General features: G+C 72.0%; 13 protein-coding genes. 8 read left to right on the top strand and 5 right to left on the bottom strand.

Going from position 1 to position 18,975, the window contains the following annotated elements; translation table 11 throughout:
* Window positions 1-81: 81 nt before the first annotated feature.
* Window positions 82-3,012, bottom strand: a complete 2,931-nt coding sequence (locus BT341_RS40955) for an AfsR/SARP family transcriptional regulator (protein WP_072481329.1) — start codon at window positions 3,010-3,012, stop codon at window positions 82-84.
* A 247-nt stretch (window positions 3,013-3,259) separates the two neighbouring features.
* Between BT341_RS40955 and BT341_RS40950 the strand changes: the two genes are divergently transcribed.
* Entirely contained in the window at window positions 3,260-3,886 is a 627-nt protein-coding gene (locus tag BT341_RS40950) for a TetR/AcrR family transcriptional regulator (RefSeq protein WP_072482457.1), read from the top strand.
* A 293-nt stretch (window positions 3,887-4,179) separates the two neighbouring features.
* Window positions 4,180-5,661 (top strand): glycoside hydrolase family 28 protein, encoded by a 1,482-nt coding sequence (locus tag BT341_RS40945; protein ID WP_072481328.1) that lies wholly within the window; start codon window positions 4,180-4,182, stop codon window positions 5,659-5,661.
* Window positions 5,662-5,714: 53 nt separating this feature from the next.
* Here BT341_RS40945 and BT341_RS40940 read toward each other — a convergent pair whose 3' ends face one another.
* The gene (locus tag BT341_RS40940; RefSeq protein ID WP_072481327.1) at window positions 5,715-6,902 is read right to left on the bottom strand and encodes a glycoside hydrolase family 88/105 protein; all 1,188 of its coding nucleotides are present in this window, start codon (window positions 6,900-6,902) and stop codon (window positions 5,715-5,717) included.
* Window positions 6,903-7,295: 393 nt separating this feature from the next.
* Here BT341_RS40940 and BT341_RS40935 point away from each other — a divergent pair, with 393 nt between their 5' ends.
* On the top strand, window positions 7,296-9,077 hold the full coding sequence (locus BT341_RS40935) for a discoidin domain-containing protein (RefSeq protein ID WP_072481326.1): 1,782 nt from the start codon (window positions 7,296-7,298) through the stop codon (window positions 9,075-9,077).
* Here BT341_RS40935 and BT341_RS40930 read toward each other — a convergent pair.
* A complete protein-coding gene (locus BT341_RS40930; protein ID WP_072481325.1) occupies window positions 9,056-10,294 on the bottom strand; it encodes an MGH1-like glycoside hydrolase domain-containing protein in 1,239 nt (412 codons plus the stop codon). The two genes, BT341_RS40935 and BT341_RS40930, sit on opposite strands and share 22 nt — an antisense overlap.
* 52 nt (window positions 10,295-10,346) lie before the next feature.
* Here BT341_RS40930 and BT341_RS40925 point away from each other — a divergent pair, with 52 nt between their 5' ends.
* Together BT341_RS40925 and BT341_RS40920 are read left to right on the top strand one after the other, a co-directional pair.
* Window positions 10,347-11,495 carry an ROK family transcriptional regulator gene (locus BT341_RS40925; protein WP_072481324.1) on the top strand — a complete coding sequence of 383 codons (1,149 nt, stop codon included), beginning with the start codon at window positions 10,347-10,349 and terminating at the stop codon, window positions 11,493-11,495.
* A 294-nt stretch (window positions 11,496-11,789) separates the two neighbouring features.
* Window positions 11,790-13,721 (top strand): S53 family peptidase, encoded by a 1,932-nt coding sequence (locus BT341_RS40920; RefSeq protein ID WP_072481323.1) that lies wholly within the window; start codon window positions 11,790-11,792, stop codon window positions 13,719-13,721.
* 48 nt (window positions 13,722-13,769) lie between these two features.
* On the opposite strand, the gene BT341_RS40915 is transcribed toward BT341_RS40920, so the two are convergent.
* Window positions 13,770-15,311, bottom strand: a complete 1,542-nt coding sequence (locus BT341_RS40915; RefSeq protein WP_072482456.1) for a sensor histidine kinase — start codon at window positions 15,309-15,311, stop codon at window positions 13,770-13,772.
* Between the two features lie 133 nt (window positions 15,312-15,444).
* On the opposite strand from BT341_RS40915, the gene BT341_RS40910 reads away from it, so the two are divergent.
* Genes BT341_RS40910 through BT341_RS40900 form a run of 3 tightly spaced genes read left to right on the top strand, consistent with a single transcriptional unit; the run spans window position 15,445 to window position 18,532 of the window.
* Complete coding sequence (locus BT341_RS40910) at window positions 15,445-16,812, top strand: purine-cytosine permease family protein (RefSeq protein ID WP_072481322.1); 1,368 nt, start codon at window positions 15,445-15,447, stop codon at window positions 16,810-16,812.
* A gap of 44 nt (window positions 16,813-16,856) precedes the next feature.
* Window positions 16,857-17,528, top strand: coding sequence for an SDR family NAD(P)-dependent oxidoreductase (locus tag BT341_RS40905; protein WP_177329013.1), 672 nt, complete (start codon window positions 16,857-16,859; stop codon window positions 17,526-17,528).
* Complete coding sequence (locus tag BT341_RS40900) at window positions 17,525-18,532, top strand: S-adenosylmethionine:tRNA ribosyltransferase-isomerase (protein ID WP_072481320.1); 1,008 nt, start codon at window positions 17,525-17,527, stop codon at window positions 18,530-18,532. The genes BT341_RS40905 and BT341_RS40900 overlap by 4 nt, the downstream gene beginning before the upstream one ends.
* Before the next feature lie 3 nt (window positions 18,533-18,535).
* On the opposite strand, the gene BT341_RS40895 is transcribed toward BT341_RS40900, so the two are convergent.
* Entirely contained in the window at window positions 18,536-18,928 is a 393-nt protein-coding gene (locus tag BT341_RS40895; protein ID WP_072481319.1) for a hypothetical protein, read from the bottom strand.
* Between the last annotated feature and the right edge of the window lie 47 nt (window positions 18,929-18,975).

Below are 18,975 nucleotides of genomic sequence, written 5' to 3'. Positions count from 1 at the left end.
TTCTCCTCTCGCGCCTGTTCACTCGAACGTGGCGAAAGAGTGCCGGGGTGGCGTACATGATCCGTACAAGCAGTTTGTGCGTCAGGCCGAGACGCTGTGCGAGGGCTGCTCCGCCGCGGCCGGCTCCGGCTGCCGCGCCGACAGCTCACGCCAGAGCGCCAGCGCGCGCTCCGAATAGTCGCGGGACCGCTCCGGCTGCGAAAGGGCCCGGTGCAGCTCGCCGAGCAGCTGCGACACCTCCGCCTCCGAGCGCCGGTCCCCGTTGCGCCGGTGCACCGACAAGGAGTTCACCAGCAGCAGCTGCGCGTGTGCGAAGTCGCCGCTGTGCAGGCACAGCTCGCCGAGGTTCTGGTTCGCGTACCCGACGCAGTGGTCGTCGCCCAGCTCGGTGAAGATCGCGATCGCCCGGTCGACGTGCTCGCGGGCCGCCGCCAGGTTGCCCTGGTGCTGGAACAGCAGCCCCAGCCGCTTGAACGCGTGGGCTTCGCGGTGCCGGTCGCCGATCGCCGCCGACAGCTCCAGCGCGTCGGTGAACCAGCGTTTCGCCGCCGCGTAACAGCCGCGCGACATCCAGACCGCGCCCGCGCCCAGCCGGGCCACCGCTTCGCCGTGCGGGTCGCCTTCCTCCGCGAACAGCTTCAGCGCTTCGTGGCAGTGGTCGAGCGCGAGGCCGTCTTCGCCGTCGATGCGCAGGATCGTGGCCAGCCCGGTCAGCGCGATGGCGACGCCCTGGGCGTCCCCGATCCGCTCGAACAGCGCCTTCGACTCCGCGAACGCCACCCGGGACCCGGCGTACTCGTCCTGGTAGAGCAGGTACTGCCCGCGGTTGCGCTGGACGATCGCCTCGGCGCGCAGCGAGCCGGTCCGGCGGGCCGCGGCCAGGGCGATCGTGTGCGTGCTGTGCCAGTCGTCCTGGTGCCCGCGCAGGTCGAAGTACGGCGTCAGCGCCGACGCCAGCTGCCAGGCCAGGTCGTCGAAGCCGTGCTCGGCGGCCAGGGCGACCGCCGCGACGCTGGTGTGCCGTTCGGCGGTGAACCACGCCGCCGGGTCGTCCGGCAGCACGTCGGCGGGCGGTGCCGGGCACGGCAGCTCGTCGTCGCGGTACATGCCGAAGAAGTGCAGGGGCATCCGGCGCGCCGCCTCCAGCGCCAGCCCGAGATAACCCTCCAGCACGCGGCGAAGGGCCGCTCGCGTCTTCGCCGCGTCACTCTGCTCCGCCAGCTCCACCGCGTACACGCGCAAGAGGTCGTGGAGCCGGTAACGCGGCTGCCCGGCCGAATCGGCACCGACGAGCTCGACCAGATGGCCGTCGACCAGCACGTCGAGCACGTCGTCGGCGTCACGGCGGCCCAGCACGGCCGCGACCACCCACGCCGGGAACTGGACCGGCCCGAGCAGGCCGAGCCCGCGGAACGCGGTGGCCGCCGACATCGGCAGCAGGTCGTAGGACAGTGTCACGCTCGCGCGGACGGCGAGGTCGCCGATGCGCAGCTCGTCGAGCCGCCGGTGCTCGTCGCGCAGCCGCCCGGCCAGCAGCCGCAGGGTCCAGCCCGGCCGGTGCGTCAGCTTCGCCCCCGCCACCCGGATGGCCAGCGGCAGGTGCCCGCACTGACGCAGGATCGCCGCGGCGCTCTCCGGCTCGGCGGCCACCCGTTCGGCGCCGACGATGCCCTGCAGCAGCCGCGCCGCGTCGGCCTCGGGCAGCAGGTCGACGTCGACCGCCCGCGCCCCGGCCAGCCCGGGCAGCCGGATCCGGCTGGTCACCAGCACCGCGCACGCACCGGCGCCGGGCAGCAGCGGACGCACCTGCGCGGCGCTGCCCGCGTCGTCGAGCACGATGCACATCCGCCGCCCGGCCAGCCGGGACCGCAGCAGCGCCGAACGTTCGGCCGGCTCGCGCGGCAGGCCGGCGTCCGGGACGCCGAGCGCGTGCAGCAGCTCGGCGAGCACGCCCATCGGCGCCCGCGGCGACGACGACGTGCCGGCCAGGTCGACGTGCAGCTGGCCGTCGGGGAAGTCGTCGCGGACCGCGTGCGCGACCCGGACGGCGACCGCGGACTTCCCGACGCCGGGCGCGCCGGAGAGCACGACGACGGCGGGCGCGCCGGCGGCCGTGCGCTCCCGCAGCAGGGCGACGACGTCACGGATCACGTCGTCGCGGCCGGTGAAGTCCGGCAGGTCGAGCGGCAGCTGGCAGATCGGGGCGACGTCGGCGGGACGCGCCGCCAGCACGCTTCCGGGCACCAGCGTCGCCCGCAGTTCGCGCAGCCGGGCACCGGGCTCGGCGGCCAGCTCTTCGCGGAGGACGCGCTCGGCGGATTCGTAGGCCTCGATGGCGTCGGCGGTCCGGCCGGCGGCGCGCAGCGCGACGATCAGCTGCGCCCACAGTTCTTCGCGCAGCGGGTGCTCGGTGACGAGCCCGCGCAGCTCGGCGACCGCTTCGCCGCTGTGGCCGAGGTCGAGGCGGGCCCGCAACCGCTGTTCCTGCACCGAAAGCCGGAGTTCGGTGAGCCGGGCGACGGTCGCGCCCCAGCTGTGGTCGTGCGGGAGTCCTTCGAGGACTTCGCCGCGCCACAACGCGTCGGCCCGGTCGAGGGCGCTGAGAGCGCTTTCGGCCTCACCGCGGCCGAGCATTTCCTGCGCTTCGGCGGCCAACGCCGTGAAGGCGAGGTGGTCGAGTTCTTCCGGCGCCGCGGTCAGCAGGTAGCCGGAGGCCCGGCTGCTGATCCGTTCGCCGAGCCCGGGGTCGGCCTCGGCGAACCGCCTGCGCAGCGAATGGACGTAGGTGCGGATGTTGGCCGCCGCCGACCGCGGCGCCGAATCCGGCCACAGGACCTCGACCAGCACGTCGGCGGACACGACGACGTTCGGCTGCAGCGCCAGGGCGGCCAGCAGCAGCCGGGGCTTCGGCCCGCCCAGCGGGATCACCCGCCCGGCGGCGGCGACCTCCAGCGGACCGAGGACCCGGATGGTGAGTGAGGTGGTCTCAACCTGCCCGATGAGTTCCCCCATAGCCGGATGCTAGGACCGGTTTGACCTCGCCGGATAGATCCATTCGGAGGTCTGCGTGGTTTGTACGACTCGTGTACGGGTCCGGGTCACGCTCCCGCCATGAACCGTTCCAACCCCCGGCCGGTTCTTGCCTTGGTCCCAGCGCGACGGCGCCGGGACCAAGGCAAGAACGGCCGCAGCTACGTAGTGCAAGCGGGCAGACCCGGGCTCCCAGCAGGTCTGAGCAGTGGGCGCTACGCTGCGTGACGTGACGGACGAACTGGGCCTGCGGGAGCGGAAGAAGCAACGCACGCGGGCGGCGATCTCGGCGGCGGCGATCGGGCTCTTCCTCGAGCGCGGGTTCGACGCCGTCGGGGTCGCCGAGGTGGCGCGGGTGGCCGACGTGTCCAAGCGGACGCTCTTCGCCTACTTCCCGACCAAGGAGGACCTGGTGCTGCACCGGTTCGCCGACCACGAGACCGACGCGGCGGACGTCGTCCGCGGCCGGGCTCCGCGACAGGGGGCGCTGGGCGCCCTGCGGGAGGCGTTCCTGCGCGGCCTCGACCGGCGGGAGCCTGTCACGGGCCTGTGCGACGAGCCCGCCGTGCTCGCGGTCTTCCGGCTGGTCACCGGGACGCCGGCGCTGGCGGCGCGGCTGGCGGAGTTCTCCGGCGCGGGGGAGGCGGCGCTGGCCGCGGCACTCGCCGAGGCCGGTGTGCCGCCGCTCGACGCCGGCCTGGCCGCCGCGCAGATCGCGGCGGTCCGCCGGACGCTGGCCACGGCGAACATGGACGCGGTCGTGGCCGGTGTGCCGGCGGCCCGCCGCCACCCGGAGGCCGTCGCCGCGGCCGAACGGGCGTTCCACCTGCTGGCGTCCGGCGTAGGGTTTCCGTGACCGGGACGGGCCGTGCCCGATTCATGGTCCGGACCATGACGAACGCACGGTTTCACCGGGCGCGTCGAAGGTAGACTGCGGAAAATCCCGAAAGGACACCGCGGCCGTGGTACGGCGGTTTCCGGCCACATCGAACACGGGGACCCGCGTCCGACTGGGGGTGGCGCGGGTCCCCGGCCCCGCCGGGAAATGCGGCCTGCCGTCGATCTTGACACTGCGCTCGCGGCACTCGTAGGCTGAGTGCTCCGCCGTCATGTCCAGCATTTCGCCATACATGACAAGGCGGGTTCACGGTGAAAAGATTTTTGCTGATCTCCTTCGCGGTCGCGGGACTGGTGGTGGCCGGCACTCCAGCCGCGTCCGCCGCGCCCGGGGGCGTTTACGACGTGAAGGACTACGGCGCCAAGGGAAACGGATCGGCCAACGATTCCGGCGCCATCGACAAGGCGATCACCGCGGCCAACGCGGCGGGCGGCGGCACCGTCCGGTTCACGGCGGGCACCTACAAGTCGGCCAACACCGTCCACCTCAAGAGCAACGTGACGCTCCAGCTCGACGCGGGCGCGACGATCACCGGGTCGGGTGCGGACAGTTACGACAAGGCCGAAGCGAACCAGTGGGACAGCTACCAGGACTACGGCCACAGCCACTTCCACGACGCCATGTTCTACGGCGACAGGCTGACGAACATCGGGTTCACCGGCGCCGGCACGATCGACGGCGGCGGCAACCTCATCACCGGCAACCCGAAGTCCGGCCAGGCCGACAAGATCCTTTCGCTCACCCGCTGTGACGGGCTCACGCTGTCCGGCATCAAGCTGCGCCGCGGCGGCCACTTCGGGGCGCTGATCAACGGCTGCAAGAACGTCGTGTCCGACCACCTGACCATCGACACCGCGAGCGACCGCGACGGCTGGAACATCATCAGCACGACGAACATCACGATCACCAACGCGAACATCGCCGCGAACGACGACGCACTGGTGTTCAAGAGCGACTACGCGCTCGGCGCGAAACTGCCGAACGGAAACGTGACGGTGAACAACGCGAAACTGTCGGCGGTCTGCTGCAACGCGCTGATGTTCGGTTCCGAGACGTGCGGTGACTTCACCGGTTACCAGTTCTCCGACATCACGATCACCGGCGCGCACAAATCCGGCATCGGGATCGTTTCGATGGACGGTGCGAAGATCTCCGACGTGCATTACCGCAACATCAAGATGTCCGGCACGTACTCGCCGGTCATGATGAAGATCGGCACGCGAAAGCGGTGCGGGAACAATCCCGGCGTCGGTTCGATCAGCAACATCACGCTCGACAACGTCACGGGCACGCACACGGGCACGAACTTCAGCCCGACGATCTGGGGCGCGGACAGCGGCCACCGCGTCTCCGGCGTCACCTTCACCGGCGTGCACCTGACCGTCCCGGGCGGCAACGGCACGATGGGCACCGGCGTCCCGAGCAACGACCCGAACGACTACAACCCGAAGAGCATCGGCACGCGCCCGTCGTACGGCTGGTACCTGCACTACGCGTCGGGCATCAGGTTCGTGGACAGCTCGGTGGAGTTCGCCAAGGACGACGGCCGCCCGGCGAGCATCGTCAACAACAGCGCGGACATCACGTTCGACCACTTCACCGCGGAGAAGGGCGGCAACAGCCCGTTCGACGTCGGCTTCCAGTCGGTGACGGGGTACTGCGTGAAGAACTCGGCCACGACGTCGGGCTCGGCTCTGCGCGTGAACGCGTCGAGCAGCACGCCGGCCTGTTGACGAAGGGGCCCCGGCCGATCGGCCGGGGCCCCTTCTGCGGCGCGCCTTCGTGGTCAGTGCGTGTACTGCTCGTTCATGATGAGGAACGCGCCGAGCCCGTGGAAGTCGTTGGTCTTGCGGGCCCGGCCGTAGTAGTAGGACAGGTCGCCGACGTTGGTGCCTTCGCAGATGTCCGTGATGTTCGTCAGCCCGTCGGGGCCCACCGAGACCTTGCGGAGCACGCCGGCGTAGCCGCGGTCGGCCACCGCCTGGTACGACGCCGGCAGGTAGCCGCGCTGGACGCCGCGGGCCATCGTGAACGTGTACATCGACGACGCCGACGTCTCCAGCCAGTTCTTCGCGTCGCCGCCGCGGTCGACGACCTGGTACCAGCGGCCCGTCTTCGCGTCCTGGTAGCGCTGGTAGCCGGCGGCCAGGAACTGCACGATCTCGATCAGCGCGGGCCGCCGCGGGTGGTTCGCCGGGAGGACCTCGAGGATGTCGACGGCCGCCATGCCGAACCAGCCGATGGCGCGGGCCCAGTGGTACTTCGAGTGGTGCCCGGGCCCGGACGCCCACGACTCGGAGCCGTCCTCGTCGTAGGCGTGGTACAGCAGGCCCTTGGCCGGTTCGCGCAGGTGGCTGAAGTAGACGACGAGGTTCTTCGCCGACTCCTCGAAGCAGTAGTCGCCGTCGCCGAACGTCGCGCCGTAGAGGGCGAGGAACGGCTGGGCCATGTAGACGCCGTCGCCCCACAGCTGGCCGACCTTGCTCGTGGCGTGGAACATGCCGCCGTCGGACGTGCGAGGGTAGGGCGGGAACCGCTTCCGCAGCTGGTCGGCGGCCGTCTTGTACTTCTTGCGGCCCGTCTCCGCGTACAGCAGCGGCAGCATCTGGCACGAGCGCATCGAGTCGAGGCTGGTGAAGCTGTTCGAGATGCCGCTGTCGGTGACGAAGCGGTCGTACCACGCGACGATGTAGTCGAGGTACTTCTGCTCGCTGGTGCGCTTGTAGAACAGGTATTGGCCGTAGAGGTACAGCCCGAGGGTGTAGCCCCAGCCGCCGATCTTGTCCGGTGTGTAGCGCTTCATCGTCGAGTCGATGACGGCCCGGGACCAGTCCGCGGGCGGTGCCGCGCCGCCGATGGGCGGCAGCCGGTCGGCCGCCCGTGCGACGGGTCCCGCCGCGGCGAGGGCGCCCAGTGCGCCCAGGGTGCCGGCCAGGACCGCGCGCCGGCTCGGGCGAAGGGGGTGCTCGGACATTCGTCGTCCTTTCGTGCACGGGCCCCGGGGAGCGGGCAGTCCGGGCGGGGCACCGTGCCGTGGCCGGTGCCCCGCGCCGGAAGGGTGGCCGGGATGCCGATCCGCCGTCCGTCGGCATCCCGACCAGCTCTGGGGGGCGCGGCGTGCTGCCCTTGTCGCCGGAGCGGTGGGTGAGGGCGAAAGCGCTCTCTGGGGAGAACATCTACTCGCCGGGAGGACGCGCAGTCAAGAGAGATCAGATCTCTCGTGTCATATATCAGATATTTAACCCGAACGGCCGCAGTGCTGTTGTGCCGGTGAGCGAGACGTGCCCCAAAGGTCGGATCTGCGGCCTTGACCGGCCCGTGACGCCAGGAGTACACACCGAGTGGACCAGACCACTGGAGGTCGCTCATGTCAGCCAAGTTCCTGCGCCGGGTCCTCGCCGTGTGCGCCTCGATGCTCGTGGTCGCCGGGCCGGCCGCCGCGCCGGCGTCGGCCGACCTGCAGAAGCCGTCCCAGCAGTGGCTGCGCGACAGCCAGGCGGGCCTGTTCCTGCACTGGGGCATGCGCACGTCACCCGGCTACACCAGCTGCAGCGCCTGGGAGAAGGCGATCACCGACGGCGGCTGGAGTCCCGCCTACTGGGTCACCGAAGCCAAGAAGCTGCACGCGTCCTACCTCGTCCTCGCCTCCTTCCACAGCCGGCTGGGGTACTCGCGCGCCTGGCCGTCGAAGATCCCGGGCAGCTGCTCCACCAAGCGGGACTTCCTCGGCGAGCTGGTCGCCGCCGCGAAACCGCAGGGCCTCAAAGTCATCCTCTACATGACCAACGACGCCCAGTGGCACGACGACGGCGGCCACGAATGGCTCGACTCGGGGGGCTACTCGAAGTACAAGGGCAAGTCCGTCGACCTGGACACGCAGGACGGCTTCGGCCAGTTCAGCTACGACAACTTCTTCGAGGTCATGAAGAACTACCCGGACCTCGGCGGCTTCTGGATCGACAACGACAACGCCTACTGGGAGTCGCACGACCTCTACCGGCAGATCTACCAGCAGCGGCCGGACTACCTGCTGAGCAACAACAACGAAGACACGCCGATCATGGACACGATCAGCAACGAGCAGAAGACGGGCATGACGCCGGCCTACGACTACCCGCAGGCCACCTACACGGCGATGCCGCGGCTCACCGAGGCGTGCTTCAAGCTTCCCGACACCGGCGCGTGGTGGTACGGCGGCTCGAACTCCACGGTGGACAAGGCGCTGAACATCGGACGTCTGGTCGCGAACTCGGGCTCGTCGATCAAGTCGCTGATGGCCGAGACGGCGATGGTGAACGGCCGGTTCCCGTCGAACCAGGAGGCGTTCAACAACTTCGCGAAGACCTACCTGGACGCGATCTGGGAGTCGCTCGGCGGCACCGAGGGCGCCGGGTACATGTACGGCGGCATGCAGCCGGGCTTCTGGAACGACGGCGCGCACGGCGTGCTCACGATCAGCAAGAGCAACCCGGACCTGCAGTACGTGCACGTCCTGACCAGGCCGTCGGGCAGCACGCTCAAGATCCGCGACAACGGCTACCGCGTCCGCCGCGTGACGAACCTCCGCACCGGCGCGGCGATCTCGTTCAGCCAGGGCGGCGGGAGCCTGACGCTGACCGGACTGTCCGGGTGGGACGCCTACGACACGGTGTTCAAGGTCGAGACCGCCGGCCGCGCCGGCACCTACGACCCGAAGACGGTGACACTCAAGGCGAGCGCGTCCGCGAGTGGGCACAGTGGACAGTCGGCGAGCGACGGCGACTACCTCACGTACTTCGACAACAACAAGACCCTGCCGGTCAACCTGGACTTCGACCTGGGGTCGGCGAAGAAGGTGCAGTACCTCGGCGTCAACCAGCGGGAGGACTCGGTCAGCTACGCCCGCTCGGCCACCGAGCAGTCGGCGCGGATCAAGGCGTACCAGGTCTACGTGTCCAGTGACGGCAAGAACTGGGGGAGCGCGGTGAAGTCCGGGACGCTCCCGAGCCATCGCGGCGTCCAGTTCGTCGACCTCACCGCGGTGACGGCGCGGTACGTCCGGCTGCAGGTCACGAGCACGTGGGCGGCGTCGAGCGACAGCACGCGCTACAAGCGGCTGCGGATCGACGAGGCCTGGCTGGGCTCGGACTACGCGACCGCCGCGGGCTGAGCCAGCAGGTCGACGGTCAGGGCCGCGGTCCAGCTGAATTCGCGGGTGCCGTGGCCCTGGCCGGTCAGCGGGTCGCAGTACTCGGCGAAGCCGGTCCGCGCCGCGGTCTCGACGAGGTCTTCGCCCAGCTGCGCGGCGAGGGCGTGTTCGCCGTGGTGCAGCAGCCCCTGCCGGACCAGCCAGCCGACGTTGAACCACGACGGGCCGCGCCAGTACCGGCCCGGGTCGAAGCCCGGCGCGGTCAGGTCGTGGCTCGGGACGCCGTGCACCCGGCCGAGCCGGAACCGGGGGCCGGTGGCCGTCGCCAGCAGGGCCGGGGCGACGGCCAGGTCCGGCAGCAGCAGCGGCAGCAGGCCTGAGCACGTGTACTGCGGCGTCAGCGAGCCGGTGCGGACGTCGCGGGCGAAGAACCAGCCCGACGCGCTGTCCCACAGCGTTTCCTGCAACGCTTTCGCGACGCGCGCCGCGGTTTCGCGGTGCGGGTCCGACGGCAGGCCGAGTGCTTCGGCGATCTCCGCCAGCGCCAGCTCCGCGTCGGCCAGCAGGGCGTTGAAGCCCGGATCTTCCACGACGAAGCCGCCGGTGCCGGCGTAGCCGCTGTCCCGGTAGTCCGCGGCGAGCCGGACGTACCGGCCGTAGTCCTCGTCGCTCGGGCGGTCGGCGGCGCAGCCGTGCTCGAGGTCGCGGCGGACGAACCCGGCGGCGGGCGTGACGCGTGAGAGCGGGCCGTCCCAGGCCGGGCTGTTGTCCATGCCGGACTCCCACGGGTGCACGATCGCGGCCAGCCCGCGCCCGCCGGCGTCGCGCGCGCCGAGCAGGTACTCGTGCCACGCCCGGAGTTTCGGGTACAGCGCGGCGAGGAACGCGTGGTCGGGCTCGGCCTGGTGCACCGCCAGCACCGCCCGCGCGTGCACCGGCGGCTGGACGATGCCCGAGGTCCGCCCGGCGCGCCAGAACCCGGGCCCCGGGAAGTACGCCTCGGGCGGGGTGCCCGGGTCGAAGACGATGTGGGGCACGCGGCCGTCCCGCCACTGCGCCGAGAACAGCGTCTGCAGCTCACGCCGGGCCCGCGCCGGCGCCAGGTGCCGCAGGCCGATCGCGATGAACGCGGAATCCCAGCTCCACTGGTGCGGGTAGAGCGAACGCGAGGGCACGGTCGACGTGCCGAGCCAGTTCCCCGCCAGGACCCCGGCCGCCTGCTCCCGTGTTACGTTCATATGTCCAATCTATCTCCAACTTATGTCTTGTCAACGGACAAAAGGGGGCGGGATGACGACGCCGACCAGCGCGGGCGAGCTGCTGCGGCTGGTCCGGACCGGGGCGGCGACCACGCGGAAAGCCCTGCTGGCGCGCAGCGGGCTGTCCCGCACGACGTTGACCGCGCGGCTGGAGCAGCTCCAGGAGGCGGGCCTGCTCACCGAGGGCGGCCAGGAAGACTCGACCGGCGGCCGTCCCGCGCGCCGGCTGCGGTTCGACGACGGGCACGCGGTCGTCCTCGTCGCGAGCATCGACACCACGCACGCCGAGGCCGCGCTCACCGACCTCTCCGGACGGCGGCTGGCGCACCGTGAAGGCGAGCTGCGGGTGGCCGACGGCCCGGAGCCGGTGCTCGACCGGATCGCGGCGTGGTTCGAGGCGATGCTCGCGGAGGCCGGACGGCCGGTGTGCGGCGTGGGCGTTTCCGTGCCGGGCCCGGTCGAGCCCGGCACGGCTCGCGTGACGCAGCCGCCGATCATGCCCGGCTGGGACGGCTACCCGATCGACGCCCGCCTGGGCCCGCGGTTCGGCGCCCCGGTGCTGGTCGACAACGACGCGAACCTGATGGCGCTGGGCGAGCACCGCGCCCGGTACCCGGACGAGACCGCGCTGGTGGTGGTCAAGGTGTCCACCGGGATCGGCGCCGGGCTGGTGATCGGCGGCGAGGTGTACCGCGGCGTCGACGGGGGAGCGGGCGACATCGGGCACGTCCGGCTGCCCGGGCACCCGGACGCGCGGTGCCTGTGCGGCTCCGCCGGCTGCCTCGCCGCGGTCGCGGGCGGGGGCGCGCTGGCCGCGCGGCTCACGGAGCTGGGCCTGCCGACGACGTCCGGTTCGGGGGTCCGGAAGCGGATCCTGGCCGGCGAACCGGCGGCGGTGCGGCTCGCGGAGGCCGCCGGGCGGCAGGTGGGCGAGGTGCTGGCGACGCTGGTCTGCGTGGTCAACCCGGGTGTGGTGGTGCTCGCCGGCGACCTCGCCGAGCCGCACTTCGGCGCCGGCGTCCGCGAGGAGCTCTACCGGCGGGCGCTGCCGCGGGCGACGCGGAACCTGCGCGTCGAAATCGGCGGCCGCGGCGAAGCGCTGGGCGGGGCGGTCGCGATGGTCGTCGAGACGGTGTTCGCGCCCGCCGAGGTGGACCGGCGCCTGGCCGGGCGGCCCTGACGACGGCCGAAGTACCGTCATCGCCCGACTGTCCCGAGTGGACGGAGCGACCGACTTTCGTAGGTGGTGGCGGCCGCTCTCGGGTGTTCCGCGATACGGACGAGAACCGGACGTACCTCGCATCGAGGACTATTCCTCGCGTTTTCCGGACGACAAATCGGATTTCCGTACCAGGGGTGAATTCGCGGCGAGATAACGGTTCCGCAAGCACTTCCCGCGAGCGGAACGCCGATCTAGTCTCGTCCGGAGTTCAGGCCCGTTTCACTGGGGGCCGCTTTCGAGAGGGAGATTTCCGTGCGAAGAAGCTCCACCCTGCTCCTTTCGCTCGCGGTGGTGGGTGGCCTCACCGCGGCCGTCCCCGCGACGGCGTCGGCGCAGGGGCGTCAGGACATTCCGCAGTCGCACCCGCTGTGGGCGAACGCGCAGGCCAAGGTCGCCGACACGGCGCCCGCGGCCAAGCTGAGCTTCCGGGTCTACCTGAACCAGCGCGACAACGCCGGTGCCGAGGCGCTGGCGCAGGCGGTGTCCGATCCGGACAGCGGGACCTACCGCCAGTACCTCACGCCCGACCAGGTGCGCGACCGGTTCGCCGCCACCGACGCGACGGTGAACGCCGTCAAGGCGTGGCTGACCGGCAACGGGTTCACCATCGGCGACATCCCGTCGAACCGCGCCTACGTCGAGGCCACCGGCACGGCCGACCAGACGGAGAAGGCGTTCGCCGTCAACCTGGGCAAGTACCGGGTCAAGGGCCAGACGCTGCGTGCCGCCGACAAGAACCTGTCGGTGCCGGCGAACCTGGCCGGCGACGTCCTCGGCGTCGTCGGCGTCGACCAGGCGACCAACCTGTTCAAGCCGGACCACAACACCGGATCCGCGACGCCGTCCGACGTCCCGCCCGGCCCCGGCTTCCGCAACGCGCCGCCGTGCAGCGCCTACTACGGCGAGAAGATCGACACCACCGATCCCGCCTACAACGGCAAGCAGCTGCCCTACGCCCCGTGCGGCTACACCCCGGCGCAGCTGCGGTCGGCCTACGGCGTCGACAAGGCAGGCGCGGACGGCAAGGGCACCACGATCGCCATCGTGGACGCGTTCGCCTCGCCGACCATCTACGCCGACGCCAGCGAGTACGCGCGCCGCAACGACCCGCAGCACCCGCTGAAGCAGAGCCAGTTCTCGCAGCACATCTTCCCGCCGGACCCGGTGCTCGAGCAGCCGGACCAGTGTGACGCCGCGGGCTGGTACGGCGAGGAGACCCTCGACGTCGAGGCCGCGCACGGGCTCGCCCCGGGCGCGAACATCCTCTACGTCGGCGGGACCTCCTGCGAGGACAACGCCCTCGACGAGGCGCTGAACTACGTGGTCGCCGGCCACAAGGCCGACATCGTGTCGAACTCCTACGGCGACACCGGCGAGGACATCCCGGCCGACGAGGTCAAGGTGTTCAACCAGATCTCGCTGCAGGCGGTGCTCGAGGGCATCGGCGTCTACTTCTCCTCGGGCGACAACGGTGACGAGGTCGCGCGCCTCGGCACGCCGTCGCCGGACTTCTCCGCCTCGGCGCCGTGGATCACCGCGGTCGGCGGCACGTCCATCGCGATCGGCAAGGACGGCAAGCGCATCTTCGAGACCGGCTGGGAGACCAGCAAGAGCGTGCTGACCGACGGCGTCTACGGTCCCGCGAAGTACACCAGCGGTTCCGGTGGCGGCACGAGCCGGCTGTTCGAGCAGCCCTTCTACCAGAAGGGTGTCGTGCCGGACGCGCTGTCGACGAAGAACCAGACGGCCGGGCACAAGGGCCGCGTGGTGCCGGACATCTCCGCGATCGGCGACCCGAACACCGGCTTCCTGGTCGGCCAGACGCAGACCTTCCCGGAGGGCGCGCACTACGACCAGTACCGGATCGGCGGCACGAGCCTCGCCTCGCCGGTGTTCGCCGGGATCATGGCGGTGGCCGACAGCTTCGACCACTTCCACCACGGCTTCATCAACCCCGTGATCTACAAGCTGACCTCGCGCACCCCGGCGATCAGCGACGTGCAGCACGTGGACGGTGCCGTGGCCCGGGTCGACTACGCCAACTCGGTCGACGCCACGAACGGCCTCATCCACTCGGTGCGGACGTTCGACTACGGCAACCTGACGATCCACACCACCAAGGGTTACGACGACGTGACCGGCCTCGGCTCGCCCAACGGCCTGTTGTTCCTGCTGCTCGTCTAGCCGTTTCACGCACTGAACGGCCCCCTCGCCACCCGGCGAGGGGGCCGTTCAGCTGCCGAGGGGGATGACCGCGCGGACCGTGGTCCCGCCGGGGCCGCTCGTCACGTCCAGCTCCCCACCGAGGGCCTGGACGCGGTCGCGCAGCCCCGCCAGTCCCGACCCGCCCTCGACGGACGCCCCGCCGGCGCCCCGGTCGGTCACCTCCACCCGCAGCCGCGCGCCGTCGACCGCGATCCGCACGTCGGCCCGGTCGGTCTGCGCGTGCTTCAGGGCGTTCGTCAGCGCCTCGGACGTCACGAAGTACGCCGTGGCCTCGACCGCCGCGTCGAGCCGGGGCACCGTGCCGACCGACAGCGCCACCTCCATCGGGATGCGGTCGGCCAGCGACCGGACCGCCGGGACCAGGCCGGCCTCGGTGAGGATCGCCGGGCGGATGCCGCGGGCCAGCTCACGCAGCTCGGTGATCGCGGTCTGCAGCTCCTCGACCGTGCCGGCCAGCAGGGCCCGGACCTCCGGCGGCAGCTCGGCGCCGTGGCGGCGGCCGGCCATCCGCAGCAGCAGCACCACGCTGACCAGCCGCTGCTGGGCGCCGTCGTGCAGGTCGCGCTCGATGCGGCGGCGCTCCTCGTCGCCCGCCGCGACCAGCCGCGCCCGCGACGCGCGCACCTCGGCGAGCCGCTGCTCCAGCTCCGCGGTGAGCCGCTGGTTGTCGAGCACCAGCCCGGCCGCCGCGTTCAGCGCGTCGATCGAGCGGCTGTCCTTCCACACCTCGTCGTCCTGCACCAGCGCGGCCAGGCCGGTGCCGTCGCGCTCCAGCAGCAGCCGGATCATCTCGGCGTTGCCCACCCGGGCCCGCAGCACGCCGACCAGGAACGCCAGCGGCCACAGGCAGAACAGGATCCGGTAGGCCTGCAGCAACGGCGCCGACAGCGGGTGGCCCGCGCCGAGTGCCGTGCCCGCGCCCGAGGCGAGCGCGCCGGACAGCGCGATGACGATCACCGGCGACAGCAGCCGCCGCTGCGGCAGCCGCCCGGACAGCCACCGGTAGAGCAGCGCGACGACCACGCCGGCGCTGATCGCCGTCGCGGCCAGGTCCAGCACGCGGTCGGCGACCGCGGCGGCGGCCGTGCCGGAGGAGACGGCCAGCAGGTCCCGCGGGTCGGCGTTGACCAGCAGCCCGACGCCGCCCGAGCCGAGCACCACCAGGTAGGCCGCGGCGACCAGCAGCCGTTCCCACCGCGAGCGCAGCCTGCCGTGCGGGAAGGCGAGCACGAGGTGCGCGATCACCGGGCTGGACGCGGCGCGCAGCGGCACGGCGATCGTGTACAGCACCGGGTTCCGCGTGAACTGCAGGTCCTCCAGGAACAGCGCGACACCGGCGAGCGCGATGAGCACGCCGATCGGGTTGGCGGGCCGCCGGACGTGCGCCACCGCCCCGGCGAGCAGGAACAGGAACCCGGTGGTGGTGCTGAGGGCGATGTCGAGCGCCGGGTGCCCGCCGTCGGCGGCCTTCAGCGTCAGCGCCGTGACGCCGAGCGCGAACCCCGCGGCCAGCAGACCGGTCGTCGCGAGCGTCCGCGCATGCTGCAGCACGCGACCTCCCCCGGGCAATTCTGGCGGGTGTGTGAAGCGGTCCGGCAACGGCTAACCGTGATTCGCCCGTTCGGGCCGTCGCGTTACACCACGCGGGCGCGCTTTAGGGTGATCGGCGAGGAGGCAGCACATGAACGGACTGGGCGCGGAGGTCTTCGGCGGGCGGATGCCCGCCGGCGGCCGTGACCTGGCGATCGAGACCCACGGCATCACGCCGGTCCCCGCGGGCAACCGGTTCGGGCGGCCGTGGCGGCTGTTCAGCGTGTGGTTCGCGCCGAACCTGACGATGACGGCGGTGTTCACCGGCACGCTGGCCGCGTCGCTCGGCCTCGGGTTCTGGACGGGACTGGTGGCGATGCTCGCCGGCACGGTGCTCGGATCGCTGCCGGTGGCTTACCTGTCGACCTGGGGGCCGCGCACCGGCACCGGCCAGCTGCCGCTCGCCCGGCTGCCGTTCGGCGGCGGGGTCGTGCTGCCGGGGCTGGTCCAGTGGCTCGGCTCGATCGCCTGGGACGCGCTGGTCGGCCTGTTCGGCGGCGAGGCCCTCGCCGAGCTGACCGGGCTGCCGTTCTGGGCGGCGGTGCTGATCGTGCTGGTCCTGCAGTGCACCCTCGGCGTCTTCGGCTACGCGCTGATCCACCGCGTCCAGACGGTGATGAGCGTGCTGCTGGTGCTGGCGTTCGCGGCGCTCGCCGTGAAAGTCCTGTCCGGCCACCCGATCGCCACGGCCGACACGGGCTCGGGCGCCGATCTGGCGGGCGGGGTCGTGCTGTTCACGACGATCACGTTGTCGCTGGCGATCTCCTGGGCGCCCTACGCTTCGGACTTCAGCCGCTACCTGCCGGTCGAGACGTCGTCACGCGCGGTCTTCTGGGCGACGCTGCTCGGCCTCACGGCGTCGTACGCGATCGGCGAAGGTCTCGGCCTGGCGCTGGGGTCGTCGCTGGGCGACCAGACGGCGACCGGGGTCGCGCACCTGCTCGGCGGTGGCTTCCTGGGCGCGTTGGCGCTGGCGGTGATCGCGCTCGCGGCGGTGTCGTCGAACGCGATGAACGACTACAGCGGCTCGCTGGCCCTGCAGACCGTCGGCGTGCGGCTGCGGCGCCCGGTGTCCGCGGTGGTCGTCACGGTGCTCGCTTTCGCGCTGATCCTCTGGATGCACAGCGGCGACCTCTCGGCGAAGTTCGAGAACGTGCTGCTGTTCGTCAGCTACTGGATCCCGCCGTTCCTCGGCGTCGTCGTCCCGGACTGGCTCGCGCGGACCCGCGGCGGGCGGCGCGTGGACGTCCTGGCTTCGACGTCCACGCGGCCGTGGGCGGCGCTCGTGGCGTTCGTCGCCGGCTTCGCGGCGGCGGTGCCGTTCATGAACACGTCCCTCTACACGGGACCGGTCGCGGCGGCCCTGCACGGCGCGGATCTGGCGTACTACGTCGGGCTCGTCGTTTCGCTGGCAGCGTATTTCGCGCTGCGCGGCCGGGCCGCCGTTGACCTGAAGTAATGTAGAGGTTTCAGGATGGTGTGGTACCCCTCGAAGGAGGAACCATGCCAACCGCACTCGTCACCGGTGCGTCCGCGGGCCTGGGCCGCGCCCTGGCCGCCGCACTCGTGAGTCGCAAGTGGACGGTCGTCGGCGACGGCCGCGACGAAGCCGCGCTGACGGCGGCGGCCCGGGAGGTCGGCTTCACCGCCGTGCCCGGCGACGTCACCGACCCGGCCCACCGCGCTGCCCTGGCCGGCGCCTGTCCGGGACTCGACCTGCTCGTCAACAACGCCAGCTCGCTGGGCGCCAGCCCGCTGCCACCACTGGGCGGGTATCCGTTGGCGGAACTGGAGAACGTCTACCGGACGAACGTCTTCGCGCCGCTCGCGCTGACCCAGCTGCTGCTGCCCGCGTTGACCGCGGCGCGGGGAACGGTGATCAACGTCAGCTCGGACGCGGCCGTCGAAGCGTACGAAGGCTGGGGCGGCTACGGCTCGGCGAAGGCCGCGCTCGACCACGTCACCGCCGTGCTCGCGGTGGAGAACCCGGACCTGGCCGTGTACGCGGTCGACCCGGGTGACCTGCGCACCGCGATGCACCAGCGCGCGTTCCCGGGCGAGGACATCTCCGACCGGCCGCTGCCGGAGACGGCCGTCCCGGCGTTCCTGCGGCTGCTCGGCGAACGGCCGGCCAGCGGCCGCTACCGCGCCGCCGACCTCTTGGTGGCCGCGTGAGCGTCCGTTTCGAGCTGCCGGACGAGCTGTCCGCGTCGGCGCCGCCGGAAGCACGCGGCCTGGCGCGGGACGAGGTCCGCCTGCTGGTCGCTGCGCCGTCCGGCGTCCACCACACGGTGTTCGCGTCGCTCGGCGACCATCTGCGTGCCGGGGACCTGCTGGTCGTCAACACTTCCGGGACGCTGCCCGCGGCCGTCGACGCGGTCCGGGCCGGTCGTCCGGTCGCCGTCCACTTCGCCACGGCGCTCGACGACGGCACCTGGGTCGTCGAGCTGCGCGGACCGGGCGGCCCGCTGCTCGACGGCCGTCCGGGGGAGCGCGTGGAACTGCCGGCGGGCGCGTCGCTGACGCTGCTGGCCCCGGTAGCCCCCGGGGCGGCGCGGCTGTGGCGGGCGCAGGTGTCGGTTCCGGTCCCGGGCCTGCTGGCCGCGGCCGGCCGGCCGATCCGCTACGGGTACGTCCCGCGTGCGTGGCCGCTGTCGGATTACCAGACGGTGTTCGCCCGCGAGCCCGGCAGCGCGGAGATGCCGTCGGCGGCCCGGCCGTTCACCACGGCACTGGTGACGCGGCTGGTCACCGACGGTGTGCTGTTCGCGCCGCTGCTGCTGCACACCGGCGTGTCGTCCCCGGAAGCGGGCGAGCCGCCCCAGGCGGAGCGCTTCCGCGTCCCGGCGGCGACGGCGGCGCTGGTCTCGTGGGTCCGCTCCCGCGGCGGCCGGGTGATCGCGGTGGGCACGACGGCGGCCCGCGCGCTGGAGTCGGCGGTCGCGGACGGCGAGGTCCGCGCGGCCGAGGGCTGGACGGACCTGGTGCTGGGCCCGGACCGCCCGGCGGCCGTGGTGGACGGGATCGTCACGGGCCTGCACGCGCCCGACGCGTCCCACCTGCTGCTGCTCGAGGCGGTCGCGGGCCGCGAGCTGGTCCAGCGCGCCTACGACGCGGCGGTGCAGCGCCGCTACCTGTGGCACGAGTTCGGCGACGTGTCCCTGCTCCTGCGCCGCTGAACGTCAGCGGCGGGCGGGCTCCCGGCGCCGCGCGCGCAGCAGGCCGGCGACCGCGACCACCGCGATGCCGAACCCGGCGCCGGTCACGATCGACGCCACCAGGCTCGCCGTGCCGGTGGCCAGCCCGAACGCCCCGGCCAGGTAGACCGGGATGCACACCGCCACCGGCAGCCAGTTCCGCAGGGTGAACGCCCGTTCGGACGCCAGCCAGAGCACGAGCGTGACCGCCGCCGCCGTCACGACCGGGATCGCCCACACCACCACGCTCGTCACCGTGTCCATCCCGAGTGACCTGAGCCACTCGAAGGACGCCTGGCCCAGCCCGATGAACAGCACGACCAGCGCCACGCGGACGCCGGCGGCCCCCTGGCCGCCTCGAGATGCGGTGCTCGTCATGTCTTCCCTCCCGGGGTCGTCGTCACCCTTACCACGTTCGGGTGACG

Source organism: Amycolatopsis australiensis (assembly GCF_900119165.1).
GTDB lineage: Bacteria > Actinomycetota > Actinomycetes > Mycobacteriales > Pseudonocardiaceae > Amycolatopsis > Amycolatopsis australiensis.
Note: the sequence above shows the minus strand (reverse complement) of the source record. Positions and strands in the feature narration are given on the sequence as shown.